This window comes from Paenibacillus sp. J22FR21, assembly GCF_056269135.1.
Map to the genome: position 1 here is coordinate 261,167 of NZ_JBWDNJ010000004.1, position 25,148 is coordinate 286,314.

The following is a 25,148-nucleotide window of genomic DNA, read 5'->3' on the forward strand; positions in this document are numbered from 1 at the left end:
TTATTTCGCTTTGATAACTTCAAGCGGTTGATGGTGACCCCGAACCGGTGCTGCCGCATTGGATGGAGCCGCCCAGCGGATACCGTTCTTAATTACTTGAAGGATCGTTTCGTTGTAATAAGTCGGGTAAGTCTCGTGACCGGGGCGGAAGTAGAACACTTTGCCTTGACCGCGGTGCCAAGTGCAGCCGCTGCGGAATACTTCGCCGCCTTCGAACCAGCTGACAAATACGAGATCATCCGGCTGTGGAATGTCGAAGTGCTCGCCGTACATTTCTTCGCGTTCCATCTCGAAATGCTCCGGAATGCCTGCGGCGATCGGGTGAGCCGGATTAACGGTCCAGATCCGCTCCTTCTCATCGGCTTCGCGCCATTTCAGGTCGCAGCCTGTGCCCATGAGCTTCTTGAAGATCTTAGAGAAGTGACCGGAATGAAGCACGATCAGACCCATGCCATTCATAACGCGTTTATGTACACGCTCAACGATCTCATCTTCCACTTTATCGTGAGCCATGTGGCCCCACCAGATCAGAACGTCCGTATTCGCAAGCACTTCCTCCGTCAAGCCGTGCTCAGGCTGTTCCAATGTAGCTGTCGCTACTTCGAAGCCGTCCGTGCCGATACCTGCTTTAATAGCGGTATGAATCCCATCCGGATAAACCTTAATGACGGCCTCATTGGATTTCTCATGCATAAACTCGTTCCATACTGTAACTTTAATCAACTTCGTCTGCCTCCTCAAATTAGATCCAAATGATAAAAATAATAATCATAGCCGCTTGCATAATAAATTTGGCGACCATGCTGGAGAACAACCCAACTACCGCACCAAGCCCTGCTTTGAGGGCCTTGTCCACTTTCGCGCCGGCAAACAGCTCACCGATTACTGCGCCAAGCAGCGGTCCAAGAATGATACCGAAGGCAGGAATGACGAATGGTCCGATAATCAATCCGATCGTACTGCCTATCACCGAGGCCCTGGAGCCTCCATACTTCTTGACGCCCCACGCACTGACGGCATAATCCGCGATAAACAGCGCAATGACGATGAGTGACTGGATCGTCCAGAACCAGAAGCCAAACGGAGAGAACGAGATAAAGAAGCCATAAACGAAGAATGCCGCGTAGATCGCAAGCGCACCCGGCAGAATCGGATAAATGGCTCCGGCCATACCAATCACAAACAAGATGATGACTAAGATCCAACCGGCTATCTCCATGCTGTACTCATCCCCTCAGCACATAGTCCTGAATCACTCGCGCAACCGCATCCTCATTGTGATGCACCGTGACGACATCCGCCGCAGCCTTCACTTCGTCCTGCGCATTGCCCATCGCAACGCCTAGACCCACGGCTCGGATCATCGCGATATCGTTCAAGCTGTCGCCCATTGCGGCAACCTCCGACATGTCGATGCCAAGCAGCGTGCACAGCTCGCGAATGGCCGAAGCCTTGGATACACCTTCCGGATTCATCTCCAGATTCCACGGCGAGGAATTCGTAATCTCCAGCCCGCCCCAGCTTGAGGTCTCTCTCAGAATAGCTTCGCGCGTTGCCGCGTCCTCGGTGTGATAACCGAATTTCAGCCAATGATGATTCTCGTAATCGCCGGCAGGCTCGATCCACTGTTCCTTGTTGTAGATCCCCATCGTGGAATAAGCCCAGTACCAGCATTCCGGATACTTTAATGCTTCCTCGTGGAGACGCTTCAACGTTGATGCCGACATCAGTGTGCGCTTGTGAAGCACATGCGGACGCTTCCAAATTTCCCCGCCGTTCACCGTAATCATCGGTGTATCCAGCTTCAGCTGCTCTGCATAAGGCAGTGCGCTCGGAAAGCCTCGTCCGGTCGCGAAACAAACGGTTACGCCGGCATCCAGCGCTCGGTGAATCCACTTCGCATTCTCACTGCTAATCTCTTGCCGATCGTTAAGCAATGTTCCATCCATATCGAGTGCGACTAGCTTGATTGTTCCCATGAAGCCCTCCCTATAAAGCGAACTGCAAATACTGCAACCGATCAATGTACCAATTTTAGCACACTCTGAACAGAATCCAAACCTGCTCCATGAACGTCCGCGGCAATCGCGCCTCGTTACTTTTCTAATTATAGTGAGTCCTGCACGTAAACGCGTTATTCAATCTTGTGCTTTTTGTGTTCCATCTTGCTCTTATACCCCTAGAAGTGTACCGGTAAGAAATAAAATAGCGTACAGCAAGCGACGAAGGGCGGCGTGCTTCTTGGAACGGCGCATATGGATCCCTCCTTGCGGTATTGGATGGCATCCTTTCATGTTTTATCTTATGCAAAAATGTTTCTCATGTGCAACTTATTCCCCATTAAAAAGGCTGCCCCGAAAGCCAACTTGACTTCGGGACAACCCTCATGTATCGCTGTGAAATGCTCATCTCATTGTGTCGTATCCGTCTTGCCGTTCTCCGTTGTCGTACCTGCCGGAGTTCCGGCGGTACCGTTCGTCGTTGGTGGCACAGGTGCCTTCGCCGGAACCTTCGGCTTCTTCGGCACGCCGTTCATCCCGATTGCATCGTCATACGCGTCGAGAATCTTACGCGCAACAGGAGCCGCGCCATAAGCGCCAAAGCCGCCTTCCGGAATAACAACCGCTACCGCAATAACAGGGTCTTCCGCAGGGGCAGACGCGATAAACACGGAGTTCTCAACGGTTGCTCCACTAACTTGCTGCTGCGAAGTACCGGTTTTCCGGAGCACCTTGTAAGGTGCGTTGTTGAACTCAGTTACGCTAACATTCGACATGCCATCCTCGATCTCATCCCAATATTTCTCCGGGAAATTAACGGTATTGAGCACCTCAGGCTGAAAGCCCTGCACAACCTTGCCATCCGCATCGCGGATTTCCTTCACGAACTGCGGCTTCATTCGTTTGCCATGGCTGGCAAGCGTTGCTGCATATTGGGCAAGCTGCAGCGTCGTATATCGTCCCATCTGGCCGAAAGAAGCCAGAATTAATGCAGACTGCACACTGGCAGCTTCTTTCTCGTGGAAGTACCCGATAACGCCTTTGCTCTCGTTATGAAGTCCGCTTTCGGTATTTACGCCAAGGCCGAATTGTTTCACGTAGGAATCCCAGATCTCTACGCCGTTCTTCGGCTCTTTTCTGTAAAGCGCATCCCCGACCATCTTGGCCATGAAGGGGTTGGAGGATTTCGCGATGGCTTTGGCGGGATCAAGCACACCGTACACATGCCCTTTGGCATTCCCGATTCTGCGGCGGGTTGAGCCTTCCCGACCGTAAAAGAACGAGCCGGTATCTGTATAAGTTGTCGTCGTTGTGAAAAGCTTCTCGTTCAGCCCGATCAGGATAGACAACGGCTTCTGCGTGGAACCAAGGAAAACGACGGAAGATGGATGCTTACGCTGCTCCTTCGGATCGCTATAAGGACCGATTACCGAGCTGATCGTACCATTCTGCAGCACATACTGAATGCTGTCATAATCATCCTTGCTGATCGTGCCGCCTTCCCAGATGTTCGGATTGTAATCCGGCATGCTGGCCATCGCAATGATTTTACCGGTCTTGACCTCCATCGCTACCGCGTAGCCGGTCTTCGCATTTTTCTCATGGCGATCAGGATCCGACGTCGTTTGCAGAAAATGAAGCTGATCCATGATTGCTTGTTCCGCTGTTTCTTGAACATTACGATTGATAGTCAGATAAACGTTATCGCCTTTATCCGGCTTCGTAATGACCGGCGGTCCAATAACTCGGCTTGCGGCGTTCACCGGATACGTCTTCAATCCGTTCTTGCCCCGCAGCACGTCCTGGAACATATACTCCAGCCCGTCGTAGCCGACATCCTCCTGCTGCAAATATTTCAGGCGAGGATCATCGGTTTTGGCGCGATCCTTATACAGATTGTTCTCTGCACCGCCGCCGAATTTCTTCAGGTAGCCGACTAATTGGACAGCAAACTGGCTCGTATCGTAATGCCGAATGCTTTCCTCTACAATATCGATCCCTTGATACAAGTCGCGGTTCTCCATGAAGTAGGCAATCTCCTGCTGAGTCAAACCACTCTTGATGCGCCTAGGGACAGTGACCGTATTTTTCTTGTAGTCCAGATCCATATTTTTAATAATTTGCTCTAAAGACACGGCAGCCTTTGGGTTTCCGTATTTCTGAAACACGTCAAACAGCTTCTGAGCCATGGCGATCGAATCTGCCTTCTTCGTTCCCGGCTCTATGCTGTAATGGAGCGACTGGGTCGAAGTCGAATAGGCAATCGGCGCACCGCCCGAGTCATAAATATTGCCGCGAATCGGCGGGATCAGGACATCCTTCGAGCCCCGCTTCTCTTCTTCCTCACGCAGAGAGGGCCCTTCAACAAACTGCAAAATAGCTAATCGAACAATAAGTACACTGAATACGAAAAACGTAGCAAAAAAGAATAAGTTCAACCGGAACGAGAAATGTCGCCGGTTCACAATCTCCCGCTTCTGCGGATCATCCTGCACCACTGTAAATCTCCTTTCTACACGGTCAAGTTTCCCTTATATGCGTGCTCGAGAACCCAGCCGGGTTAAACCAATCGCCTGAGGAGGCCCATGTTGCGTCAAGCGGAATCCAAGCACCGCTGCTTGCCAAACGCACCTCATTCCAAGCATGGGGTCCATAACTGCCGTTGCCTGTTGCGCCGAGTCCCGTAACGACACGCACATCAAGCCCGACTGAACGCGCCATCACCGCATACAATCTAGCCACATCTATACAGACGCCTTTTCGGGTATCAAAAGTTTCAGTTGGCGTTTGTTCTTTCCAAACACCTTGCTCTACATAATTATTGGCTTTATCCCAGTCATATGCAATACGTGATCCGATCCAATCATAGAGTGCCCGCGCCTTCGCCTCGTCATCATCCGATTGTTTCGTCACTTCTGCCGCAGCGGCCTCAATGTTGGCAGGGACCGCTGCATCGATAACCTCATATTTGCGCTGCAGCACACGGCGAAACTCCGCCTGAACCGCGTCGGTAATGACCGGTCCGCGCTTCAGCACATCGCCTGCAACCGGGTCCAGCAGCTCCGCTGCCGTCTTCGCGTAAATCGCAGACGCCCGAATGGCATCCGCTCCAAGCGCATGAGGAGCAAGTGTGACATACACAAACAGCACGGCAATAACAAGAAAGGCTCGTCCTCCGCCCAGCAGTGCGCCGATTAATGCCCCGGTCGTCCTGCTCGCAGTTCCGGAGAGCTTGCCATAAGCGGAAGCCCGGCCCTGCCGAATGACCTGATCCGCCTGGTTCGCCGGCCGCACCAGCGCATCATAGAGCATGTAGCATAGCGGCTCCAGCAGCCGAAGCAAGTATCGGACGAACGAGTACAAGATCAGAAACAGCACGCCGAAGCGAAGCAGCTCAAAGTCACGCAGGCTGGTCACTACCGTGTACCATAGCTCTTTCCCAGCACTGAGCTCTTCCTGCGGCACGACGATGTGTCTGGCTTCCAGCCAATCACGGATTACCGGCGATAGCCGCGAAGCCCCTTTACCGGCAAGCACAAGCGCAATCACGACCGAAATCGCTTGCCAAATAAAAAAGAAAAGGTGCTTCGCGGATCCCGACGCACCTCTTCTCATGCCTTGAATGAATGAGCCAAGCAGGATAATCAGCACCATGAGCGCAACCGGTTCCGGTTTCAATAAGGGAGCGACCCAAGCATTCATGATGAAGCCTCCTTCCATCGCCTAAACGTAGACTTGTCCATAAACTTGCCTTCGGCTAGACTAGACGTTCTTCTTTGCTTGATCAATTAAGGATTGGATTGTCGCATCAATCTTCCAAGTGCCAAGCGGCGTACCGCGGAAGGTCACTTTCACTTCTTTCTCACCAGGTGTTCCGTCCAGCTCTAAGTTCTTGGTTTTCACCGTAAACGTACCGTCGCTGTTCGTCGTAAATGTAGCATCCTGCGCTTCGCCGGCCATCGCTGAGATTGCCTCTTGCTTCACGCTGTCCGCAACCTTCGTACCGAGCTCGGATCCGAGATTCTTCAATTCTTCAAGCGAATGTCCGCTATAGAATACGACGCCTGCAAGAATAGCCACCACGATCAGCCATTTCACGACCGTCTTTACGATACGAACGACGATGAACAGCACAACCAGCGCTATAACCAGAAATAGCCATTTGTCCTTGAAGAATTGTACGTACGTGTCCAAATCATAGTTAAAATCCAAGCCCATCGATTGGTCTCCTCCATTATACCTGCCAAAAAGTCTACATACAAAACATTATAACCCATGACCCTACCACCGTAAACCAACTGAACGCCGTGAGACATATCACGGCCCGGCCAAGCGTACAAGTAGTAACATACTGTCCACACCGATATCGCTGCGCGCTTATGCAAATCCGAAGGAGGATTCCCGTGAAAACTGCGATTTGGCTGTATTTGTTTCTGTTTGTGGCATTCTTTGATCTACATGCCCAGTATCCCATCTTGACCCCATTTGCCGTCTCGCTCGGCGCGGCACCGTCCTTTATCGGGCTGATGATGGGACTTTACTCCATCACCCATCTGCCGGGCAATCTCATAGCCGGTTATGGGGTCGACCGTTTCGGCAGCCGGCTATTCATCGTCTTCAGCCTGGCTGCTGCCGGCGGCATCCTGCTGCTGCAAGCCATGGTGACGAATCCATGGCAGCTGCTTGTGCTCCGATCGATTAGCGGATTCGTACTCGCCTTTCTGTCACCGGCCTGTATGTCGCTGCTCGCACGCATTGCTACAAGCCAAATCCGGCAGCGCAAGCTCATGGCCGGCAATGGCCTTGTGCATACCGTCGCATCGGTAATCTCGCCTGCAGTCGGCGCTTATCTCGTTGCCCAGATTGGCTTCACGACGGCTTTCACCGTGCTCGGCTGGATTCTGATCGCGACAGCTGCTTGCGCGATGTTCTTTATCCGCGAATTAGCGCCTCTGAAAGCTACTACGCCGGAGTCCACAGCGCTGGCAACGCAAGCGAATGCTGAGGCGCTTGGCATGCGGGGAGCCGCGAAGGAGCCGGCACCTCCCATACCATGGCTGATCTTCACGTTGCCCATTGCCATGAGCTGTGCCCAAGGCATCCTTTCCTTCGAGCTGCCGCTAATGTCGACCACGAAGGAAGGAATGATGACAACAGGGCTCTTGTTCTCCGTCGTCAGCCTTGGCGCACTGTTCACGCTCAGCATGCTGTTCCTCAACAAGCTCTCGCCGTTTCTTCGCTCATTATGGGGAGCCTTCATGCTGGCACTTACTTATTTCGCCATTGCAGCCGGTGTCCCGCTTCCCTTCATGGTCATGCTGTTATTCGTCGGCATGGCCAAAGGCGTCATCTTCCCGGCACTGTCCTCGCTCCTCATCGAACGAAGCGGCGGGACCCGATATGGCCGGATGTTCTCGATCTTATCCATCGCCTTCTCCATCGGCGCCTTCATGGGCCCGATGCTTGCGGGGCAGTTACGCGAATTTATCTCCCCTTACTACATTGCTTTCCTCAGCCTCATGATCGCCGTTTGCGTGCTCCCCTTCTATGCTTCGCCTACCAAAGCAGGTGGATCAAGCTCCAGCGCCCATTTTTCCGGAACTGGGTAACTGCACAGGGCTGTTATCACTCAGGGGCATACATTACAGTGTGGCAAGAGGCTAGAATGCTTTACACAGTGAAGCAGAGCCCCAAACGCCCTGTTAGACATCATGCGAAAGAGGGGTGACATTCACAATGTCTCAATTCGTAGATGCTGATCGCGGAGGACATGGCCATCATGGCGCATTTACTTCTGCTGGTTCCATCCTGGTGCTTTTCATCCTGCTCGTCATTGTAATTTGCGGCTGTGGCGGCTGGTACTAATCCACATCCCCAAATCACGGACATAAACGGCTTGCCTAACGGCAGGCCGTTTTTCGTTTTCCATGTCCCGTGGAATATAATAAGATGGTGGAAAGAGGTGAGAATTGCGATGGATGATATCGCCATCATTGTAGAGGGCAAGAACGACAAAAGCCGGCTGCGCCGTGTGCTTGCGGAGGAGACACCGATTTTCTGCACGATGGGCACGCCGGGTGTCAACCAGATCGAGAAGCTGCGCCGACAGGTCGGCGACCGTCAAGCATACATTTTCACCGATAATGATGCATCCGGCAGACGAATCAGAGGCATGCTGCGGGATGCATTCCCGGATGCCGATCATATCCATACGCGGCGCGGGTTTCCCGGTGTAGAGAAGACCCCTGAGGAATACTTGATCGAGCAATTAGAAAAAGCGGGCCTCGAGGAATACATCGTGTATCCTGCTCAAGGCACCGCCCTATGGAGTAAAGAAGATGGATTCTAAGGATTCAATCCTATAATAGCGAGAAGCTAAACGTTCAATACGAAGATCACGAGCGTAACCGTTACAATACTTAAGACAGTTGAAGCCAACACAGCCTGCGAAGCAAATTCCTGCTCGTTGTCGAACTCTACTGCGAGCAGCACACTGGAAAGCGAGGTTGGTACGCTGGAGGATACGATGAGCGCCTTTGCCATCAGCCCATCCAGTCCAAGCATCCACACCACGAGAAACGCCAGCACCGGCCCCAGTAAGAGACGCATGCTGCACGAAATCAGCACTTCCTTCACCATGAAGCTGTGAATGGAAAACTTCATACTCCCCAGCTGAACGCCAAGCGTAACAAGCGCCGTACCGATAAAGGCGTTAGCCGAATAATCAAGCGGTACGGATAAGGCATGAGGGATCGGTACATGAAAACCTCGCATCAGAAACCCAAGTGGAATCGCATAGATGACCGGCTGCTTAAGAATCGTCCGTATAATCTCCTTGCCGCTAATTCGGTGTGCGTTGACGCTGTAGATCCCGTAGGTGTTCGGCAGCAAGGCCTGCAGCATCATAATCAGCACTTGAATCGACAACGTGAACGGATTAGAGGCAAATACAAGCTCATTGAGCGGAATGCCGTAATTCGCACTGTTATAGAACAGCACGCTGTTTCGCATCGCCCCGCGCCTTCCCCCGGCAATTCCCCGCAGCCGAATGACTGCTTCCACACAGATATACATAAGCCCCATAAAGATTACGAAGAACAACAGTACGGTCATCGCCGATTGCAGCGTTACCTCCGTCGTATACAGTAATTTAAAAATAATAGCCGGTGAAAACAAGTAAAAGTTCAGCTTGGATAAGGTTTTGATGTCCAAAGAAAAAACCCGATGCAGCGTGATGCCTATAGCAATCATGACTGACAACGGGATGATGTTGTTCCATAATATCGATAAGAATATGGCCATGCTACTCTTCTACCAATGCGTCTATGACGTTAACAATCTTCTCCGGACTTTGCGTTTCGTCGATCGAGCCCGTTAAATATTTGCGAACAACGCCTTTCCGGTCAACGAACGTGATCGTGTCCGTATGCGTGAATAGGTTTGTTGCCTCATCTTTGAGAAGTCCGAGGCCAAAGTCCTTCATCAGCTGCTTCGTTTGTTCCTCGCTGTCATCCCGGAGGAACTTCCAGCCGCTCGCATCGATGTCAAACTTGCCGGCGAATTTCCGCATCGCCTCGGCCGTATCGCGCTTCGGATCGAAGGTGATCGACATGAATTCCACGTCTTTGCCGAAGGTTCCGTTCTCCTTCAGCTTGTCCTGCACCTGTGTCATCAGATAAGTCGTAGGCGGGCAGATGTCCGGGCAATTGGCATAGAAGAAGTAAATAACACGCACTTTACCTTCGGAATCGTCAAGCGTTACTTCCTTCCCATCCAAATCCGTCAGTTGAAAGCTCGGTGCCTTCAAATTCTGATCCAAATTCGGCTTCGCATCTTTCGATGAGGAGAGGTACAAGTAAATCGCCATGACCAAACATAACGCCAGCACTGCAATTGCAAATCCGTATTTGCGTATAATAGGCATGAATCGCCCTCCTAACCGATGCCGTTCGTATCGACGATCATGACTAGAAATACGATCATCAAATAGTTAATGGAAATAATAAAATTCGTTTTCGCCCATTTGTTGTTATCCTGCGCCTTAAGACCGATCAACGTGTGAACCAGCCAGAGCACACCGCCGAGAAGCGAAATGATAAGAAACGCATAACCAACGTAACCATAAGTGAAGAACAGAATTCCTGTCGGAATCAACAGCAGAATGTACGGGTTCATTTGCAGCTTCGTGCGATGAACGCCTTTGACGACCGGCAGCAGCGGGAAACCTGCCGCGCGATACTCTTCCACCCGTCTGATTGCGAGCGACCAGAAATGAGCAGGCTGCCACAGAAACAGGAGTGCAAACAACAACCATGCGCCTTCATCCACAACGCCGGTTACAGCGCAGTAGCCGATTACCGGAGGCATCGCGCCTGAAACGCCGCCAATGGACGTGCTCCAAGTCGAAGTGCGCTTCAGCCACATGGTGTATATGACGACATACACGAAAAACCCAAGCAGTCCGAGCCAGCCGCTCAGCGCATTCACCATGGTGAACAGCACGGTAACGCCTGCAATACCAAGCACGATCCCGTACACCAATACATTAGTCGGACTCAGACGATTCGTCGGAAGCGCGCGATTCTTCGTGCGTTCCATCTTCTTGTCCAGCTCACGATCCCAGTAATTATTAATGACACATGCCGAAGCCATCGTGAGGACCGATCCAATCAGCATGTAGAGCAGCAGCAACCAATCAATATCCCATTTGGAAGCGACCCAAAACCCGCCAAACCCCGCGAAAGCATTCAATCTTACTAGGTTCGGTTTTGTCAGGGCCACATATTCTTTAAACACAGCCAGTCTCCCCGCTTCCAATGCCTATGAGTGAAAATTAACCCATCTTTTTTGTTTTAAAATCGTTCTTTATCATACCGAAAAAACAAGCTGTTGACAATGTTCGCGGTTCTTGTTCATGAATTTGACACCTTATGGAACCATTTTGCCCATATCTCAATACACTATCAATGTGGTTATTGGCCCACTTGATGGAAAGGAAGTGGAACTCAAGCGATATGGCAGCTATTAAATCCAACTCCGAAGAAGTCAAACTGCTTGCAAGGCTCCTCCGCGCTGAAGCTGAAGGCGAAGGCAACCAGGGCATGTTGATGGTAGGTAATGTTGGTGTCAACCGTGTGCTGGGCAATTGCATCGACTTCAAAAACATTCGCACCATTCAACAGATGGTATACCAAAGCCCCGGGGGATTCGAAGCAACGCAGAAAGGCTACTTCTATCAAGCTGCCAGAGACAATGAGCTCGCACTGGCCAAACGCGTCATAAACGGTGAACGCCTGTGGCCTTCAACGAACGCATTGTGGTACTTCCGTCCGGCAGGCAGTTGCCCTCCAACATGGTGGGATCAGAGGCTCGTCGGTAAATTCAAGGCACATTGCTTCTATTCTCCGAAACAGAGCGAGTGCCCGGCAGTTTATTAATGATCCTTTTAAAGTTGATAATGCGAAAGCGAGGAATTAATTCTTATGTCAAACGGTTATGGGTACAATACAGCGGTTAGTCCAGCAAATACGGGGGGGTTCCCGGGCGGGGGGTATGGCGGCTACGGCTACTACCAGCATCCGACAGCGACACCAATGCCGACAGCGGTGCCAACACCTTTCGTTGCAGGTGCTTCTATGGCTCCGCCCATGGTACCAAGTGGTTCATTCATTACACCGTCCGGCGGTAATGTCGTAACGGTTCCGGTTAGTGAAGAGTCTTATGTAGAGAATATTCTGCGGATGAACCGCGGTAAAATGGCAACCTTTTATATGACGTACGAGAACAACCGGGAATGGAACGCCAAAGTATTCCGCGGAATCATCGAAGCCGCTGGACGCGATCATATCATTATCAGCGATCCGTCGACAGGAATGCGTTACTTACTGCTTACGCTTAATCTCGATTACGTTACATTCGATGGCCCGATCAACTACGAATATACGTTTAACGGCCAAACGATTACGAATACGACGCCGGTAGCTACTCCGGTACCGACAGGCCGCTAATCGGCTTAAAGGTCCAAGCATGGACTTTAGGGACGCCGCCCGGCACCCACTGTGACATCTCCCGCCAAGAAGAACGCTCCCCGCAGCGTTCTTTTTTGATGTCCGTCGCTTCCTGCTCGCTCGCCGCTTCCCACATCTCAACGAAGAGAAGCGGCTGGTCGGTGCCCTCGTACAGCTTGAACGCTTCGCCATTGCCGGGCTTGTCCGCAATCCAGCTACGATATAAGGCTTCACTTTCAGGTGCAATATGATACTCAACAAAGCAGATATACATGTGCCATTCTTCCTTTCGACAGCAAAGTTATTGAGCCTCTCGGGGCCCAAATCCGAGTTAACAAATATTTATTTATAATCGCCCACGATTCGGAAAATACTTAAGCGTACAAATAGAAGTATCAACTTTCTTATTTTTACACAGATTGAGCATTTCCACACCAAGGCATATTTAACACGAGGAGGTTCCCTGTATGGATAGCGGAACGCATTTGGTCATGGGACTCGGACTCGCAGGGCTCGCCTCTGTTGATCCCGCCGTCGCCTCTGACCAAACGCTCTATGCCGCCGTGCTGATCGGCACAGTGCTTGGTTCACAAGCTCCCGATCTCGATGGATTGCTGCGCTTCAAGAGCAATGCGGCTTACATCCGAAACCACCGCGGCGCATCACATTCCCTGCCGGCCATTGGCATCTGGACCGCGCTAATCACCCTGCTGCTCCAATCGATATTTCGCTTTCAGCTTCCATGGCTCCATCTAGGGGGCTGGGTACTGCTCGCTGTCGTCGTCCATGTATTCGTAGACTTGTTCAATACGTACGGCACGCAGGCGATGCGGCCGTTCAATCAGAAATGGATTTCGTGGAACATTATCCATATTTTCGACCCGGTCATCTTCTTGGCTCATCTCATTGCGATCGTAATGTGGGGGCTTAAGATCGGAAATCCGCAAATCGTATTCCCGCTGCTCTACGCCTTCTTAATTGTCTACTATTGCTGGCGAACGGCAGCGCATTACGCGCTTCAGAAGCAGCTCGTGCGTATCGATACCGTGCATGAGGCCGGTGACCGTTATATCTTGATTCCAACCATATCGCTATATGATTGGAATGTCGTGAAACGCCGCGCTGACGACTCCTTCTTTATCGGTGATTATCGGCAAGGCAAGCTGCGCTGGATGGATCGAGCCAAATGCTCTGATCATCCCGCCGTTGAGAAGTCTAAGAACGATCATTCCATTCGTGCCTTCCTCTACTTCACCTCCTTCGCCTGCGCCGAGGTGCAGGAGCATCCTTGGGGCTATGAAGTTCGCTGGTCGGATGTGCGTTATCGTCATCGCAAGCAATATCCATTTGTCGGGGTGCTGCTGATGGATACAGAGTTTAAAACACTAGGCTCCTATGTCGGATGGCTAAGCGAGGATCGGCTGCAGAAGCGGCTGAGAATGAATACGTATTGACTTAGAGAAGCCTCTTCTTGCACAATAGAAGAGGCTTTTCGCTTGTTATCGTTTAGGAAGCTTATTCGAAAGAAACAATAAGTACATTTGATTCTGTAAACATACAAAGCAGAAGCTCAAGGTTGCCCTTGAGCTTCTGACTGTTACTCTTCGGTAATTATTTATTGCTTAGCAGCGTTCTAACGGTAGTTGGATTGACCCGATAGTTGCTGTTCCGCAATTTGGACGAGTTTACGAGTGATGTAGCCGCCCAATGAACCTGCGTCTCGAGTCGAGACGTTGCCATAGTAGCCGTCTGAAGGAATTTGAATACCCAACTCTTGCGCTGCCTCAAACTTCATTTGTTGAAGCGCTGCGGTTGCTTGCGGTACGACCAGCGTATTGCTGCTACGAGATTGTTGTCCTGCCATGTGGAATTTCTCCTTTCATCTCTTACGATGGTGTGTTGCAAACTTATTATGATTCGTTTGCGAGAAGAATATGCTAAAGTTTAAAAACAATTTTATAAGGTTAAGGAGAGTGCGCAAATGTCGAAGCCAATGGCTTTGTTTTTCGCGGTTTTATCGGTATTGCTCATGAGTGCCACAGCTATTTCCATTAGCTATAATGGGTGGGTTGCCGTGCTGATGTTCATATTGACCATCTGCAGTATCGGTGCCGGGTTTGTCGTTAATGCCAAAATGAAACGCCGCAATCAAGGATGAAGCCTCCCTTGGCTGCGGCGTTAAGCTTTCTTACAATATAGGAAACTTAAGAACGCGGCAGAAGGAAGCCCATTCTCTCTTTCGCATCACGAAGCGTCTTATCGGCAATGACGGATACACGTTCCGCACCTTGCTTGAGAATCTCATGAATTTCGCCCGAGCTGCGGATTTCCGCATAACGCTGCTGCAGCGGCTCAAGCTTTGCAACGACATGCTCTGCCAGATCCTTCTTGAACGCGCCGTAACCTTGCCCCTCATATCGCGCTTCGATTTCATCAAGCGTAAGCCCCGCACAGTGCGAGTAGATGCTCATCAGGTTGCTGACTTCCGGCTTCTCAGCCGGATTGAACTTCACCTCGCGGCCGGAATCGGTCGTTGCACGGCTGATTTTCTTGCGAATCACATCAGGAGGATCAAGCAGCGCAATGTAGCTGGCCGGGTTTGGATTGCTCTTGCTCATCTTCTTCGTGCCATCATCGAGCGACATAATGCGTGCGCCGACTTTCGGAATATACGGCTCCGGAATGGTGAACATATCGCCGTAGCGCTGATTGAAGCGCTGCGCCAAGTCGCGCGTAAGCTCCAGATGCTGCTTCTGGTCGTCGCCAACCGGAACAAGGTCTGCATTGTACATGAGAATGTCGGCAGCCATCAGCGTCGGATAAATGAACAATCCGGCACCGACGGAGTCTTTCCCTGTCGATTTGTCTTTGAATTGTGTCATCCGCTCAAGCTCGCCCATATAGGCAAGCGTCGTAAACAACCAGCCGAGCTCCGCATGCGCAGATACATGAGATTGCGCGAATACGCTCGCCTTAGCAGGATCAATACCTGCCGCGATGAACAGCGCCGCTACCGATTCCGTTTGCTCTCTTAGTGCCGCGGGCTCCTGAGGGACCGTAATTGCATGCAAGTCTACGACCATGAAGAAACATTCATGGGTTTCCTGAAGTTTAACAAAGTTTTGAATCGCACCGATGTAGTTGCCGAGTGTCAATTGACCGCTTGGCTGGATGCCGGATAATACGCGTGGCATAGTCGGTTCCTCCCTTATGGTTGATTGGTTGTGATCTTGTTGTTGTACTGCCAAATTTGAACGCAAAAAAAGCCCTCCGCCGCAAGGGACGAGGACCGTGGTGCCACCCTAATTTGTTTACGAACAGCGTATGAGAACGCGCTTCTGCTCCGTAAACCTCAAGCTTCCTAACGCGAAGCGAAACGAAGACGCATACGGCAGGTCACTTCGGACCGCTTTCCTCATCTCTGCTCAAGGATCCATTCGGCAGTCGGACGCATGCACCGGTTCGCACCACCCACCGGCTCTCTGAAGCATTCATTCCCCGCTTACTTATTCCCATCATTGCATTTACGTGAATTATACTCTCTCCGGATGAAATGTCAAGAGCGCCTTGCGCCTATTCTGTCAACGTAAAATTGTCTCCGGACGGCTGTCCTGCTTGGCTCACTTCGAGCATACCTTGTATCGTAGGGAAGAGCCTGGACGATCCTCCCTCGCCTCGCCGAAAGGAGACCTCGACTAGCCATGCATGATTTCCAGCATATATTCATCAGCATTATCATAGAAGCCTTCCCGTTCATCCTGCTCGGCGTCTTCTTCTCAGCACTCCTGCAGGTATTTGTTTCCGATTCGATGATCGCCCGAATAACGCCAAACCATCCAATCGTCGGCGTTTTATTCGGCTGTTTGCTCGGACTGCTCTTGCCGCTGTGCGAATGCGGCATGATTCCCGTCGTGAGGCGGCTGATTCGCAAAGGAATGCCGCCTTACATCGGAATGGTGTTTATATTCGCCGGCCCAATCATTAATCCCATCGTATTTGCTTCTACACTGAGCGCTTTCCGCTCCGAGCCCTCCATGGCTTACTCTCGAATCGGACTTGCATTCCTCGTTTGTATGCTGCTTGGACTGCTCATGGTTCGTTTCATGAAACGAAGTCCGCTCAAGCTCGGCATGCATTCGTTTATTGGCGGACGCTCCGGCGAATCGGCTTACGGCCACAACTACAATTATGGCAGCTTGAACAGCGGCTTCCGCGAACGCATTCATGCTACCTTCAACCATGCCTCCGATGAGTTTTTTGATATCGGCAAATATTTGATCATCGGCGCTTTCCTAACGGCCGTTGTCCAATCCGCAGTCAATCCGAGCGTACTGCTGTCGTTCAGCGAGCATCCGGCTGGAGCGAATATCTTCATGATGGGTGCCGCATTCGCATTGTCGCTTTGCTCCACCTCGGACGCTTTTGTCGCCTCGTCGTTTCACGGAATCTTGGGTCCCGGCGCGCTTCTTGGGTTTCTGGTGTTCGGCCCGATGGTAGATGTGAAGAGCTTGCTCATGCTCTTCTCCGCGTTCCGCAGCAAAGTTATTATTGCCATCAGCTTGTACCTGGTAGCTGCTGTGTGGCTCTTGTCCATCGTGACAGAGAAACTCATCTTCAGACAATAAGGAGGCGTGGATATGCTGGCTACCGCGCAGCGACGAGCCGTCATTCATCATCTGATCAGAAGCTGCATTCTCACTTGCTTCGGTGTGTTCATTATTTATTTGGTCCGGACAGGAAGCCTGCTTCAATATGTGGAGCCTGCTCTTGGCCTCTATGTGAAGCTCTCCGCAATGGGTCTCTTCGCTACGGCCATCTACCAGCTTCATTCTGCCTGGGACAGCTGGCGTGGTGTTGATGCAGCCGCATGTGACTGCAACCACGACCCTTCCCACTCCACGATTGCAAATGTCTTCTATTATGGTTTGTTCTTGCTCCCTCTTGCACTTGGCTTCCTATTGTAAAAGGAGAAATAATTGGAAAAAATTACATGCTAAATCATGCCAATTTAATCGTATAAAAGCTTCCAGTGAATCCATACTAAGGGTACACAAAGGAGGTGATTAGGATGGCTTCCAGCTTGGTCGTACCTGGTGCTAGTGCAGCACTTGATCAAATGAAATATGAAGTAGCAAGAAGTCTTGGCATTTCTTTCGCACAAGACGGATACTACGGCGACATGTTAACTCGTGATGCCGGCTATATCGGCGGAAACATTACTCGCAAACTTGTTGAAATTGCAGAAATGCAGCTTGCAGGTAGATCTTCTCGTTAAATCGCCGTATTTAGGCAAATAAAAAGCTGCCCCAGAGTGCCGAGGCAGCTTTTTGCTGTGACTAATTAAGGAGCATCCCGAAAAGAATGCTGTGCAAATTTAGGCGTATAGCGGAACATGCTGCTGGCCATGTTGTAGTTACTCTCGAACAGAATGCTTGCTGACCATGCGCCGGTGCCGGTGCGAACCGAGAAATCATACATGATTTCTCCATGTGTCCAGTTCCGCTTCAGCTTGATGGAATCGATTGCCATCTGCCTGAAGGCTTGTACCTGTTCATGTGTCATCCCCTGCTCAGACTCCCCGATTTGACCGTTTCTGCTTTCAATCGGATGATGACGAATGCCATATTTGCCGACAGCATTATTGCGAATTTGAATGATTACCGTTCCGGCTTGAGCGTGAAGAAGCTCCTCTGCCAATTGCTTAAAGACGTAGTCCACTTGTCGAGTTAAAGGCATTGCGTCCACATTCATAGGTTTCCGCCTCCACGATCCTTATTTAGATGATTTTTCCAAGTCATCCAATAGGCCCATTATAAGACATGAATTTCGTTCGCACAATAATAATTATACAAAAACATTACAAATTTTTGGTTCTTTCGACATCTGCCTTACAAATACATCTCCTCCTTTCGACACATTCACCCCGATATAGACGAATATAGACAAAAAGTACTGTGGTGCTATAATATAACTATTCCATATAAAGGAGAGCTTCCATAATGCAATGGTTCCATTCCTTATCTATTCGAAATAAGCTCCTTGTCGGCTGTTACACGATTGTTGCTGCATTTTCCATCGCTCTATTGCTTGGCCTTGCACTTACCGGCGGAAGTCTCATACTTGGATTAGTCATCATTGTACTTGCCGCAGCTGTTACCTTCCCTCTTGTCAAAGTAATCGAGACAGCGCTTACATCATCGATTGATGAAATGACCTCAATCGCGTTTGGTATCGCGAAAGGCGACTTTACGCAGAAGGTGGATGTATCCTCCTCCGCATCGCTCGGCGAACTTGGCCATTCCTTCAACAGCATGGTGGACAAGCTCCGTGATATTCTGAAAGAAACCTCGACGATCTCAAGAATCGTCAACGACACAAGCCGCAGCATCTTTGATAAAAATATTGATTTAAAAAAAGTGATGGAGCAAGTAGCCTCTTCTGCAGGTGAACTTGCAACCGGGGCGAATCAAATTTCCGAGGATGTCGGCGACATGGCTGACTCCATCCGCGAAATTGAAGACAAAGTATCCTCTTACGCTCACTCCACGAAAGTGATGAACGAACGCTCCGAACAGACGCTGAGTTTGGTTGAACGCGGACGGCAAGCGGTTGAGAGTCAGTCGACAGGGATGTCGCGCAACGTTGAGGCAACCTCCCAAGTATCCGAAGCCATTGAAGAGCTGGCACGCAAAGCAGCGGGTATCTCCGCTATTACGCGCACGATTTCGGATTTGGCTGAGCAAACCAACCTGTTGTCGCTGAACGCTTCCATTGAAGCAGCACGCGCCGGTGAGCATGGACGCGGATTCGCAGTCGTTGCCCAAGAGGTCCGCAAGCTTGCTGAGGAGTCCACTTCCTCCACGAAGGAAGTTTTCAATCTAGTCCGCAGCATCGATACGGGCGTTAAACAAGCCATCCAGAACATCAAAGTCAATGAAGAGGTCGTTCAGCTCCAAATGAAGATGCTTCGGGACTCTGAAGTGATTTTCACAGAGCTTGTGACAAGCGTTGAGTTTATTACCGAGCAGATTGCACAATTCTCCGGCGAGAGTGACCAAATGATGGAGAGCGCCCGCAAAATTTCAAGCGCCATCCAAAGCATCTCTGCAATCACGCAGCAATCCGCAGCGGGAACCGAGCAAGTATCTGCATCGATGAACGATCAAATCGGCTCTGTCCAAGCCGTTGTTAACGAAACCGAGAAAATGCAGCAGACGGTTATGCAGCTGCAGCGTACAATGGCGATCTTCAAAATCTAAATACATAGCAGCATAAAGAAGACCTCCCGCTTCAGCCTTCGCTGGTTGATCGGGAGGTCTTCTGTTGTATCGGCAGAAGCAGCTATCTTATAGCCCTTGTGAATAATCGAATCCGACCGCTTGCAGGAAGGCTCTTGCGAGTACCGCATGACCGGCTTGACTCGGATGAACACGATCCCATGCGATCGTCGCCGGGTAGATATGCTCCATAACCCGGTTGAAGGCAGCCTGCGTATCCACAAACAGCGCATCATGCTTAGCTGCCAGATCACGAACGATTGCGCCGTAGCGATCCATCTGAGCTCTCATCGCATCGTTTGGATTCGGTTCAAGGTAGAACGGCGTCATGAGTACAAGCCCTTTCAGCTTCGGCCTTGTCTGAACGATGAGTTCCTCCAGTGTTGCTGCGTACTCTTCCGGGTAAACATGCGACTCTGTAATAAGCGGTGTATCAAATTGGCGCCATACATCGTTAGTGCCGATCATAATGGAGAGCCAATCCGGCTTTAAATCGAGTACATCCGTTTGCCAGCGCGCCTTCAAATCAAGAACTGTATTGCCACTCGTTCCTACGTTCACGACGCGAATATCGCGCTCCGGATATGCTGCTGTTAACAATGCATCAACAGTGCCTACATAACCTTTGCCAATGGCATCGAACAGCCCTTCTCCTACAGGCCGTGCCCGGCCGCAATCCGTGATCGAATCGCCAATCATAACCAGCTTATCCTTCGCTTCTAATAACATGAACGTACCCTCCCTATTCTGCTAAGAAAAATTGCATAATTTTATCATTCAAGCCCGGCAGCCCTTCATGACCAAAGTCCGGGAAAATTTCAAGGCGTTTCGTCGAGGTAATCTTATTATAGGCCGCAAACTGTGTGGACGGTGGACAGATCGTATCCATTAACCCTACGCCCATTAGCACCTCGCCTTGAATCCGGTCGGCTAAATGCTGAATGTCTATGTAACCCAGCTTCGTGAAAATTTCATCTTCGCGCTCATGCTGCGGATCGAAATGACGGAAGTAAGTACGCAGCTCATGGTAGGCGTCCTTCGCCAGATCCATTTCCCATACGCGTCTATAGTCGCTGAGGAATGGGAATACAGGCGCTAGCTTAGCTACTCTCGGCTCAAGCGCCGCGCAGGCAATCGTCAAAGCGCCGCCTTGCGAGCCGCCCATTGCATAGACTCGGCTTGGATCGACTTCAGGCATATTCAGCGCGATGCCTGCCAACTGAGCTGTGTCGAGGAAGATGTGACGGAACAGCAGCTGATCCGGCTCATCGTCAAGACCGCGGATGATGTGGCCTTGATGGGTATTGCCTTTCACACTGCCGGTGTCTTCGGACTTGCCGCCTTGGCCGCGGCAATCCATAGCGAATACGGAATAGCCAAGGGATACATAAGCAAGACGCTCCGTCCAATCGCCGGAGTGGCCGGTATAACCGTGAAATTGAACAACTGCAGGATGTGGCGCTGCCGCGTTCCGAGGACGCGCATATTGCGCATGAACACGCGCACCTTTGACGCCGGTAAAGTAGAGATCGAAGCATTCCGCCTGCGGCGTTTGGAAGGAACTAGGAATAAGTTCGACGGCAGCATCTGTATGGCGCATTTCCGTTAATGCGCGTTCCCAGTATGCATCGAAGTCAGCAGGTTTCGGATTGATTCCTGAATACGTTTTCAATTCTTGAAGCGGCATATCAATGGCTGGCATGTTCTATCCCCTTTTCAACTTATTCCCTTACATGTTACGTGTTTGAGACTAACCGTGTAAAGAGGGATCTTTTCATGCATGATCATAGAACGGCAGGGCAAAATGAGATCGACCGGTTACTGCACGGCTATTCTTGCACGGAGCGGAGGACGAAGAACATGTTCGGGATGCCTGTAACAAAGCGGGTGTTAGTGCTGCTGCTTCTGCTTGCTTGGTCCGCATTATTAAGTTCCTCGACATATGCTGACGATGCCAGGTCCTCATCTGAGGGCTTTCCGCAGGTCAGCAGTGCTAATACGCCTGAGCAAGCCGCGGACGGACACGGGATCAATGCCGGTGCCAAGCATGCCCAGCCTTCTTTCAACAGCGAGCAGAAACGCAGGAAGAAACGCAGCGCCATATCATGGGTAAAGCTGCAGCAACAATTTCCCGGTTCATTCGTTGTATGGGGACCGCGAGGATCAAGAAGAGTGGCGCTGACCTTCGATGATGTGCCCGATCCGCGATACACGCCTCAGGTACTGGAAATACTGGCTCGCTATAAAGTAAGAGCGACTTTCTTTGTCGTCGGCAACCGCGCTGCGAAACACCCTGCTCTTGTAAGGCGCATGCGTAAGGAAGGCCATATTATCGGCAATCATTCGTATGATCATGCGGTCTTCTCACGCATCTCCCGCTATGCCTTCGAGCAGCAAATTTGGCAAACCGATTGGATTCTGCGTCCTCTTGCCGGATACAGTCCCAAATTTATACGGCCGCCCTACGGCGAGATTACGCCGCAGCAAGTAGACTGGCTGCGGCGGCGTGGTTACATTGTAGTCAATTGGGATGTGGATTCCGTCGATTGGAAAGGCCTGGACAGCAACACCATTCTCATCAACATCAAGAGAACGCTGCAGCCCGGTTCGATTATATTGCAGCATGCCGGCGGCGGCGAAGGACAAGATTTATCAGGCACGGTCGCTGCGCTGCCAAAGCTCATCCGGCTGCTCCGCAGCAAAGGGTATCAGATCGTCACGCTGCCCGAGCTGCTGAATAAATCCGAGGCTCGCGGTGCACGGACAAGGTAATGGAAACGAACAAAACGGCAGCCCCACCGACCGGGCTGCCGTTTGCATCTCTATATGCTATTCCAGAACGAATACTTTCACGTATTGGAAGCCAAACGTCTTGGCTTGCTCTTGTGATTGCGGTATGAAAATATCAATACGCTGGCCTTTGATGGCACTGCCTGCATCAGCTGCAATGGCCATCATGCCGCCACTCGGAAGTCCGGCATGGTCATAGCCAGTAACATAGACCTTGCTGCCAAGCGGGATGATCTTCGGATCAACTGCAATTGTTCCAAGCTTAAGCGGGTTACCGAAGTAGTCAACAGCGCCCCATGAGCCGTTCTCAGAAGCAGCGGCTGTATACGCACTTGCTTTAGCTTGAACAACTTCCGAATAGTTATAATTGCTGCTGCCGATGGTGATGATTTCTTCTTCTCTGTCCACGGAGGTCATTTTCATCGACTTACCGACTGCTGCTTTAGACGCAGCTTTCACAGCTTTCGGCGCAGCCTTCGCTTTGGCTTTCGGAGCTGCCTTTGCTGCTGTCTTAGGTACTGCTTTTGCTTTAGGTGAAGCCTTAGCAGTAGCCTTCGCTTCCGCCTTCGGCGCTGTCTTCGCAGTCGTCGACGTCTTCACAACACTCGAAGCCGGGATAACAATGCTAAGCCCCGCGTAGATGTTGGTAGGCTCAATCATCGGATTAGCTTTCAGCATCTGCTCCAATGAAATGCCGAATTGCTTGGAAAGCTCCCAGAAGGTGTCGCCGTCTTTCGCGCTGTACGTCGATGCCGCGCTTGCCGTGTGTGTAAGAACAGCAAAGCTAAGCGCTGCAATTACCGCGCTTTTCTTCCAAAGATGTTTCATCAAGTTGTATTGCCTCCTTTTGATTTACGGCTATCATCCACGTTGTGCTTGTGCGGATTTATTCCGTCATCGCGATGAAGGACACACAGCTATACAAGCTATGTCATAAACTTCCTTATCGCATGCGGCCTGCGAGGTTAGTTGTCGGATTCGGATTGAGGAGTTCAACCCTACGCTTCGTGAATAAGCGATTCACCCCAGCGCCATATGCGCGTTCAGCGCTGCATTCCCTTATGCGGAAATACAGGCCGGAGGGCAGTTATGCCACTCCCTAAAAGATCCCCCGTACGTTACGTTTCGGCTCGCGTAATAGAATACCATATCCGGCAAAGCAAATCCTACCGGTAAATACAGGAACAGCTCTTGAAATTACCACTTCTATACATTTCGCGGGAGAAAAATGCTCACCGTTGTCCCTTTCTCAGGGATGCTCGTAATGTCCATTCGACCTCGATGACCTTCGATAATGCGATAACAAATCATAAGTCCAAGACCCGTTCCGCTGTCTTTCGTAGTGAAGAACGGGCCGCCCAGTTTAGGCAGCTGATCCTGTGGAATACCTACACCTTGGTCGATGATTTCAACGATTAATTCGCTCTGCTGGTGCAGCTTCACGTCAATCGTGATTACGCCTCCGCTCGGCATGGCCTCTATCGCATTCTTGAGCACGTTGACGAATACCTGCTTCAGCTGATTCTCGTCGCAAAGCAGCTCCGCTGAAGTGGCATCCGCACGCGAGACGATCTGCACATCGCGCAGAATCGCCTGCGTCTCAAGCAGCGTCAATACACTTTGAATGATTTTGACCAAGTCATGCTTACGGAACTGATTGGCCTGCGGCTTGGCAAGCGCCATAAATTCCTGCACGATCGAATTGATTCGGTCCAATTCAACAAGCATAATATCGAAATACTCATGATATTGATCAATCTTCGTCTTCAGAAACTTAGAGAAGCCGATCAGCGAAGTAAGGGGGTTGCGTATTTCGTGAGCGATACCTGCAGCCATTTGGCCGGCCACAGACAGCTTCTCCGATTGAATCAGCGCTTCCTCTTCTTTCTTCCTCTCGCGTATATCGCGAAACACGCTCTGCACAACAGTGCCTTTATTCAAGTAATTGCGAATTCGTGTGCTGGATACCTCGACATCAATGATCTCCCCGCCTTCTGCAATCACCTTGCAATCGAGAAATTCATTGGGCTCGTCCGTCTCCATAATCGCTTGAACTCGTTCTGCGGATCGCTCCCAATAATCCGGATGTATGTAACGAAAGCTCTTCTCGCCTGTAATGACGCCGCTGTCCGTAATATTCAACAGTTTAAGACCTGCTTGATTGGCGAACAGGATTTCGTTCCCGTCATGTACAAAAATCGGCTCCGGCAAATATTTAATCAATCGTTGGTAATTGTGCATATCAGATCTGGCATCGATATCGTCCACGCCATGATTCCCTTTACCCAGCTTCCTCTTCACATTCACAGCAAGCGGCTTGTTACAATATACGGCTTTACGCCTCATGTCTCATACCCTCCGGGTGATGAAGTCTTCCTAAGGATTTCGCCTCTAATTCTTGCAAACCCTGCTCAGTGAGAAAGTTTTAATGTGAACGCATACCGCGAATCAGCGTTTGTATGCCTTGCTTGAAAATCGGCATCGTCCGCGCGAGCAGCTCATCCGTCGGTTCGGAGTGGTTGCTGTAGGTGCTGATGAAGCCTTGCAGGTAGTAAAATAAGATCCGGCCATTATTCAATGCTGCCTCTTGCATCACTTCCTCTGACCCTTCAGAGACCGCACTATGCAATACCTTCATTATGTGAGCGAACAGTCGGTTGCGAATGACGTTGACCTCGAGTTCCGGCTGCAGTTCATCCACTCGTACCGAGGCGGACATGAACAGGACGGTTTGCAGACTGCCGCTCGTCAGGCTGAAGAGGATATATTCGCTGCATACGGCAAGCAGCTTATCCAGGGCCGCCGTATCCGGCTTGTTGATTTCGCCTTGCAGCTTCTGTTCGAGCTTGAGCAGCGAGGGAATCGCAATCTGCTGAAGCAGTTCTTCTTTATTTCTGAAATATAAATATATGGCGGTATGCGAGCAGCCTGCTGCTTTGGCAATTTCACGCATCGTAACAGCCGAATACCCTTTCTCCGCGAATAAAGCTGCCGCTGCGGCACGAATCGCTGCTTTCATCTCTTCCGTTAATTGTTGCCTTCTTGTAGTCATAGCACCGGCACCTCATATTTAG

Annotated in this window: 30 protein-coding genes, 1 riboswitch and 1 other annotated feature; of the genes, 12 read left to right on the plus strand and 18 right to left on the minus strand. The window is 50.8% G+C overall.

What is annotated here, in order from left to right:
• The 6 genes from AC0YNS_RS16595 to AC0YNS_RS16620 form a co-directional block, all read right to left on the minus strand.
• Positions 1–723 carry a ThuA domain-containing protein gene (locus AC0YNS_RS16595; protein ID WP_475782086.1) on the minus strand — a complete coding sequence of 241 codons (723 nt, stop codon included), beginning with the start codon at positions 721–723 and terminating at the stop codon, positions 1–3.
• A 19-nt stretch (positions 724–742) separates the two neighbouring features.
• Entirely contained in the window at positions 743–1,219 is a 477-nt protein-coding gene (locus AC0YNS_RS16600) for a DUF456 domain-containing protein (RefSeq protein ID WP_475782087.1), read from the minus strand.
• Positions 1,220–1,226: 7 nt separating this feature from the next.
• Positions 1,227–1,979, minus strand: coding sequence for a Cof-type HAD-IIB family hydrolase (locus AC0YNS_RS16605; RefSeq protein WP_475782088.1), 753 nt, complete (start codon positions 1,977–1,979; stop codon positions 1,227–1,229).
• 431 nt (positions 1,980–2,410) lie between these two features.
• Positions 2,411–4,498, minus strand: a complete 2,088-nt coding sequence (locus AC0YNS_RS16610) for a peptidoglycan D,D-transpeptidase FtsI family protein (RefSeq protein ID WP_475782089.1) — start codon at positions 4,496–4,498, stop codon at positions 2,411–2,413.
• Positions 4,499–4,520: 22 nt separating this feature from the next.
• The gene (locus tag AC0YNS_RS16615) at positions 4,521–5,702 is read right to left on the minus strand and encodes a transglutaminase domain-containing protein (RefSeq protein WP_475782090.1); all 1,182 of its coding nucleotides are present in this window, start codon (positions 5,700–5,702) and stop codon (positions 4,521–4,523) included.
• 60 nt (positions 5,703–5,762) lie between these two features.
• Positions 5,763–6,218, minus strand: a complete 456-nt coding sequence (locus AC0YNS_RS16620) for a hypothetical protein (RefSeq protein WP_475782091.1) — start codon at positions 6,216–6,218, stop codon at positions 5,763–5,765.
• Positions 6,219–6,403: 185 nt separating this feature from the next.
• Between AC0YNS_RS16620 and AC0YNS_RS16625 the strand changes: the two genes are divergently transcribed.
• The 3 genes from AC0YNS_RS16625 to AC0YNS_RS16635 all read left to right on the plus strand — a co-directional run bounded on the left by AC0YNS_RS16625 (position 6,404) and on the right by AC0YNS_RS16635 (position 8,349).
• Positions 6,404–7,609 carry an MFS transporter gene (locus AC0YNS_RS16625; protein ID WP_475782092.1) on the plus strand — a complete coding sequence of 402 codons (1,206 nt, stop codon included), beginning with the start codon at positions 6,404–6,406 and terminating at the stop codon, positions 7,607–7,609.
• 127 nt (positions 7,610–7,736) lie between these two features.
• Complete coding sequence (locus tag AC0YNS_RS16630) at positions 7,737–7,865, plus strand: hypothetical protein (protein WP_475782093.1); 129 nt, start codon at positions 7,737–7,739, stop codon at positions 7,863–7,865.
• Between the two features lie 109 nt (positions 7,866–7,974).
• On the plus strand, positions 7,975–8,349 hold the full coding sequence (locus tag AC0YNS_RS16635) for a toprim domain-containing protein (RefSeq protein WP_475782466.1): 375 nt from the start codon (positions 7,975–7,977) through the stop codon (positions 8,347–8,349).
• Between the two features lie 26 nt (positions 8,350–8,375).
• Here AC0YNS_RS16635 and AC0YNS_RS16640 read toward each other — a convergent pair whose 3' ends face one another.
• The 3 genes from AC0YNS_RS16640 to cyoE are packed head-to-tail and all read right to left on the minus strand — an operon-like array spanning position 8,376 to position 10,796.
• On the minus strand, positions 8,376–9,302 hold the full coding sequence (locus AC0YNS_RS16640; protein WP_475782094.1) for an AEC family transporter: 927 nt from the start codon (positions 9,300–9,302) through the stop codon (positions 8,376–8,378).
• Between the two features lies 1 nt (position 9,303).
• Complete coding sequence (locus AC0YNS_RS16645; RefSeq protein ID WP_475782095.1) at positions 9,304–9,924, minus strand: SCO family protein; 621 nt, start codon at positions 9,922–9,924, stop codon at positions 9,304–9,306.
• Positions 9,925–9,935: 11 nt separating this feature from the next.
• A complete protein-coding gene (gene cyoE, locus AC0YNS_RS16650; RefSeq protein ID WP_475782096.1) occupies positions 9,936–10,796 on the minus strand; it encodes a heme o synthase in 861 nt (286 codons plus the stop codon).
• Positions 10,797–11,014: 218 nt separating this feature from the next.
• Here cyoE and AC0YNS_RS16655 point away from each other — a divergent pair, with 218 nt between their 5' ends.
• The gene (locus tag AC0YNS_RS16655) at positions 11,015–11,437 is read left to right on the plus strand and encodes a cell wall hydrolase (RefSeq protein WP_475782097.1); all 423 of its coding nucleotides are present in this window, start codon (positions 11,015–11,017) and stop codon (positions 11,435–11,437) included.
• A 45-nt stretch (positions 11,438–11,482) separates the two neighbouring features.
• Positions 11,483–12,007, plus strand: a complete 525-nt coding sequence (gerQ, locus tag AC0YNS_RS16660) for a spore coat protein GerQ (RefSeq protein WP_475782098.1) — start codon at positions 11,483–11,485, stop codon at positions 12,005–12,007.
• Here the strand turns inward: gerQ and AC0YNS_RS16665 are convergent.
• On the minus strand, positions 11,982–12,281 hold the full coding sequence (locus AC0YNS_RS16665) for a hypothetical protein (RefSeq protein WP_475782099.1): 300 nt from the start codon (positions 12,279–12,281) through the stop codon (positions 11,982–11,984). The genes gerQ and AC0YNS_RS16665 overlap by 26 nt on opposite strands.
• Positions 12,282–12,474: 193 nt before the next feature.
• Between AC0YNS_RS16665 and AC0YNS_RS16670 the strand changes: the two genes are divergently transcribed.
• The gene (locus tag AC0YNS_RS16670; RefSeq protein ID WP_475782100.1) at positions 12,475–13,461 is read left to right on the plus strand and encodes a metal-dependent hydrolase; all 987 of its coding nucleotides are present in this window, start codon (positions 12,475–12,477) and stop codon (positions 13,459–13,461) included.
• A 179-nt stretch (positions 13,462–13,640) separates the two neighbouring features.
• Here AC0YNS_RS16670 and AC0YNS_RS16675 read toward each other — a convergent pair whose 3' ends face one another.
• Complete coding sequence (locus AC0YNS_RS16675; protein WP_475782101.1) at positions 13,641–13,871, minus strand: small, acid-soluble spore protein, alpha/beta type; 231 nt, start codon at positions 13,869–13,871, stop codon at positions 13,641–13,643.
• A gap of 117 nt (positions 13,872–13,988) precedes the next feature.
• On the opposite strand from AC0YNS_RS16675, the gene AC0YNS_RS16680 reads away from it, so the two are divergent.
• Positions 13,989–14,165 (plus strand): DUF5325 family protein, encoded by a 177-nt coding sequence (locus AC0YNS_RS16680; RefSeq protein ID WP_475782102.1) that lies wholly within the window; start codon positions 13,989–13,991, stop codon positions 14,163–14,165.
• Positions 14,166–14,211: 46 nt separating this feature from the next.
• Here the strand turns inward: AC0YNS_RS16680 and trpS are convergent, their stop codons facing one another.
• Positions 14,212–15,201 (minus strand): tryptophan--tRNA ligase, encoded by a 990-nt coding sequence (gene trpS / locus AC0YNS_RS16685; RefSeq protein WP_475782103.1) that lies wholly within the window; start codon positions 15,199–15,201, stop codon positions 14,212–14,214.
• Between the two features lie 81 nt (positions 15,202–15,282).
• Positions 15,283–15,535, minus strand: a binding site (T-box leader).
• A gap of 173 nt (positions 15,536–15,708) precedes the next feature.
• Here trpS and AC0YNS_RS16690 point away from each other — a divergent pair.
• From AC0YNS_RS16690 to AC0YNS_RS16700, 3 genes are all read left to right on the plus strand, one after another.
• Positions 15,709–16,632 (plus strand): permease, encoded by a 924-nt coding sequence (locus tag AC0YNS_RS16690; protein ID WP_475782104.1) that lies wholly within the window; start codon positions 15,709–15,711, stop codon positions 16,630–16,632.
• 12 nt (positions 16,633–16,644) lie between these two features.
• Positions 16,645–16,971, plus strand: a complete 327-nt coding sequence (locus AC0YNS_RS16695) for a DUF1980 domain-containing protein (protein WP_475782105.1) — start codon at positions 16,645–16,647, stop codon at positions 16,969–16,971.
• Positions 16,972–17,075: 104 nt separating this feature from the next.
• Positions 17,076–17,282: an alpha/beta-type small acid-soluble spore protein gene (locus AC0YNS_RS16700; protein ID WP_090984719.1), complete on the plus strand. Its 207-nt coding sequence runs from the start codon at positions 17,076–17,078 to the stop codon at positions 17,280–17,282.
• A gap of 65 nt (positions 17,283–17,347) precedes the next feature.
• Here the strand turns inward: AC0YNS_RS16700 and AC0YNS_RS16705 are convergent, their stop codons facing one another.
• Complete coding sequence (locus AC0YNS_RS16705) at positions 17,348–17,758, minus strand: O-methyltransferase (RefSeq protein ID WP_475782106.1); 411 nt, start codon at positions 17,756–17,758, stop codon at positions 17,348–17,350.
• A gap of 248 nt (positions 17,759–18,006) precedes the next feature.
• On the opposite strand from AC0YNS_RS16705, the gene AC0YNS_RS16710 reads away from it, so the two are divergent.
• A complete protein-coding gene (locus AC0YNS_RS16710) occupies positions 18,007–19,266 on the plus strand; it encodes a methyl-accepting chemotaxis protein (protein WP_475782107.1) in 1,260 nt (419 codons plus the stop codon).
• 87 nt (positions 19,267–19,353) lie between these two features.
• Here the strand turns inward: AC0YNS_RS16710 and AC0YNS_RS16715 are convergent, their stop codons facing one another.
• Positions 19,354–20,013 (minus strand): SGNH/GDSL hydrolase family protein, encoded by a 660-nt coding sequence (locus AC0YNS_RS16715; RefSeq protein WP_475782108.1) that lies wholly within the window; start codon positions 20,011–20,013, stop codon positions 19,354–19,356.
• A gap of 13 nt (positions 20,014–20,026) precedes the next feature.
• Positions 20,027–20,986: an alpha/beta fold hydrolase gene (locus AC0YNS_RS16720; protein WP_475782109.1), complete on the minus strand. Its 960-nt coding sequence runs from the start codon at positions 20,984–20,986 to the stop codon at positions 20,027–20,029.
• A gap of 74 nt (positions 20,987–21,060) precedes the next feature.
• Here AC0YNS_RS16720 and AC0YNS_RS16725 point away from each other — a divergent pair, with 74 nt between their 5' ends.
• Positions 21,061–22,056: a polysaccharide deacetylase family protein gene (locus AC0YNS_RS16725; RefSeq protein WP_475782110.1), complete on the plus strand. Its 996-nt coding sequence runs from the start codon at positions 21,061–21,063 to the stop codon at positions 22,054–22,056.
• Between the two features lie 57 nt (positions 22,057–22,113).
• On the opposite strand, the gene AC0YNS_RS16730 is transcribed toward AC0YNS_RS16725, so the two are convergent.
• From AC0YNS_RS16730 to AC0YNS_RS16740, 3 genes are all read right to left on the minus strand, one after another.
• A complete protein-coding gene (locus tag AC0YNS_RS16730; protein ID WP_475782111.1) occupies positions 22,114–22,905 on the minus strand; it encodes a 3D domain-containing protein in 792 nt (263 codons plus the stop codon).
• 107 nt (positions 22,906–23,012) lie between these two features.
• Positions 23,013–23,215, minus strand: a riboswitch (cyclic di-AMP (ydaO/yuaA leader).
• 65 nt (positions 23,216–23,280) lie between these two features.
• A complete protein-coding gene (locus AC0YNS_RS16735) occupies positions 23,281–24,420 on the minus strand; it encodes an ATP-binding protein (protein ID WP_475782112.1) in 1,140 nt (379 codons plus the stop codon).
• A gap of 79 nt (positions 24,421–24,499) precedes the next feature.
• Positions 24,500–25,126 (minus strand): TetR/AcrR family transcriptional regulator, encoded by a 627-nt coding sequence (locus AC0YNS_RS16740; protein WP_475782113.1) that lies wholly within the window; start codon positions 25,124–25,126, stop codon positions 24,500–24,502.
• Between the last annotated feature and the right edge of the window lie 22 nt (positions 25,127–25,148).

What these genes read in the sequence shown, in the direction of transcription:
- AC0YNS_RS16715 (WP_475782108.1), bottom strand. Translation starts at nt 20,013, where the DNA reads ATGTTATTAGAAGCGAAGGATAAGCTGGTTATGATTGGCGATTCGATC.
- AC0YNS_RS16710 (WP_475782107.1), top strand. Translation starts at nt 18,007, where the DNA reads ATGCAATGGTTCCATTCCTTATCTATTCGAAATAAGCTCCTTGTCGGC.
- AC0YNS_RS16680 (WP_475782102.1), top strand. Translation starts at nt 13,989, where the DNA reads ATGTCGAAGCCAATGGCTTTGTTTTTCGCGGTTTTATCGGTATTGCTC.
- AC0YNS_RS16670 (WP_475782100.1), top strand. Translation starts at nt 12,475, where the DNA reads ATGGATAGCGGAACGCATTTGGTCATGGGACTCGGACTCGCAGGGCTC.
- AC0YNS_RS16675 (WP_475782101.1), bottom strand. Translation starts at nt 13,871, where the DNA reads ATGGCAGGACAACAATCTCGTAGCAGCAATACGCTGGTCGTACCGCAA.
- trpS (WP_475782103.1), bottom strand. Translation starts at nt 15,201, where the DNA reads ATGCCACGCGTATTATCCGGCATCCAGCCAAGCGGTCAATTGACACTC.
- AC0YNS_RS16700 (WP_090984719.1), top strand. Translation starts at nt 17,076, where the DNA reads ATGGCTTCCAGCTTGGTCGTACCTGGTGCTAGTGCAGCACTTGATCAA.
- AC0YNS_RS16635 (WP_475782466.1), top strand. Translation starts at nt 7,975, where the DNA reads ATGGATGATATCGCCATCATTGTAGAGGGCAAGAACGACAAAAGCCGG.
- AC0YNS_RS16640 (WP_475782094.1), bottom strand. Translation starts at nt 9,302, where the DNA reads ATGGCCATATTCTTATCGATATTATGGAACAACATCATCCCGTTGTCA.
- AC0YNS_RS16690 (WP_475782104.1), top strand. Translation starts at nt 15,709, where the DNA reads ATGCATGATTTCCAGCATATATTCATCAGCATTATCATAGAAGCCTTC.
- AC0YNS_RS16630 (WP_475782093.1), top strand. Translation starts at nt 7,737, where the DNA reads ATGTCTCAATTCGTAGATGCTGATCGCGGAGGACATGGCCATCATGGC.
- AC0YNS_RS16655 (WP_475782097.1), top strand. Translation starts at nt 11,015, where the DNA reads ATGGCAGCTATTAAATCCAACTCCGAAGAAGTCAAACTGCTTGCAAGG.
- AC0YNS_RS16645 (WP_475782095.1), bottom strand. Translation starts at nt 9,924, where the DNA reads ATGCCTATTATACGCAAATACGGATTTGCAATTGCAGTGCTGGCGTTA.
- AC0YNS_RS16740 (WP_475782113.1), bottom strand. Translation starts at nt 25,126, where the DNA reads ATGACTACAAGAAGGCAACAATTAACGGAAGAGATGAAAGCAGCGATT.
- AC0YNS_RS16705 (WP_475782106.1), bottom strand. Translation starts at nt 17,758, where the DNA reads ATGAATGTGGACGCAATGCCTTTAACTCGACAAGTGGACTACGTCTTT.
- gerQ (WP_475782098.1), top strand. Translation starts at nt 11,483, where the DNA reads ATGTCAAACGGTTATGGGTACAATACAGCGGTTAGTCCAGCAAATACG.
- AC0YNS_RS16665 (WP_475782099.1), bottom strand. Translation starts at nt 12,281, where the DNA reads ATGTATATCTGCTTTGTTGAGTATCATATTGCACCTGAAAGTGAAGCC.
- AC0YNS_RS16605 (WP_475782088.1), bottom strand. Translation starts at nt 1,979, where the DNA reads ATGGGAACAATCAAGCTAGTCGCACTCGATATGGATGGAACATTGCTT.
- AC0YNS_RS16695 (WP_475782105.1), top strand. Translation starts at nt 16,645, where the DNA reads ATGCTGGCTACCGCGCAGCGACGAGCCGTCATTCATCATCTGATCAGA.
- AC0YNS_RS16720 (WP_475782109.1), bottom strand. Translation starts at nt 20,986, where the DNA reads ATGCCAGCCATTGATATGCCGCTTCAAGAATTGAAAACGTATTCAGGA.
- AC0YNS_RS16620 (WP_475782091.1), bottom strand. Translation starts at nt 6,218, where the DNA reads ATGGGCTTGGATTTTAACTATGATTTGGACACGTACGTACAATTCTTC.
- AC0YNS_RS16600 (WP_475782087.1), bottom strand. Translation starts at nt 1,219, where the DNA reads ATGGAGATAGCCGGTTGGATCTTAGTCATCATCTTGTTTGTGATTGGT.
- AC0YNS_RS16735 (WP_475782112.1), bottom strand. Translation starts at nt 24,420, where the DNA reads ATGAGGCGTAAAGCCGTATATTGTAACAAGCCGCTTGCTGTGAATGTG.
- AC0YNS_RS16615 (WP_475782090.1), bottom strand. Translation starts at nt 5,702, where the DNA reads ATGAATGCTTGGGTCGCTCCCTTATTGAAACCGGAACCGGTTGCGCTC.
- AC0YNS_RS16725 (WP_475782110.1), top strand. Translation starts at nt 21,061, where the DNA reads ATGCATGATCATAGAACGGCAGGGCAAAATGAGATCGACCGGTTACTG.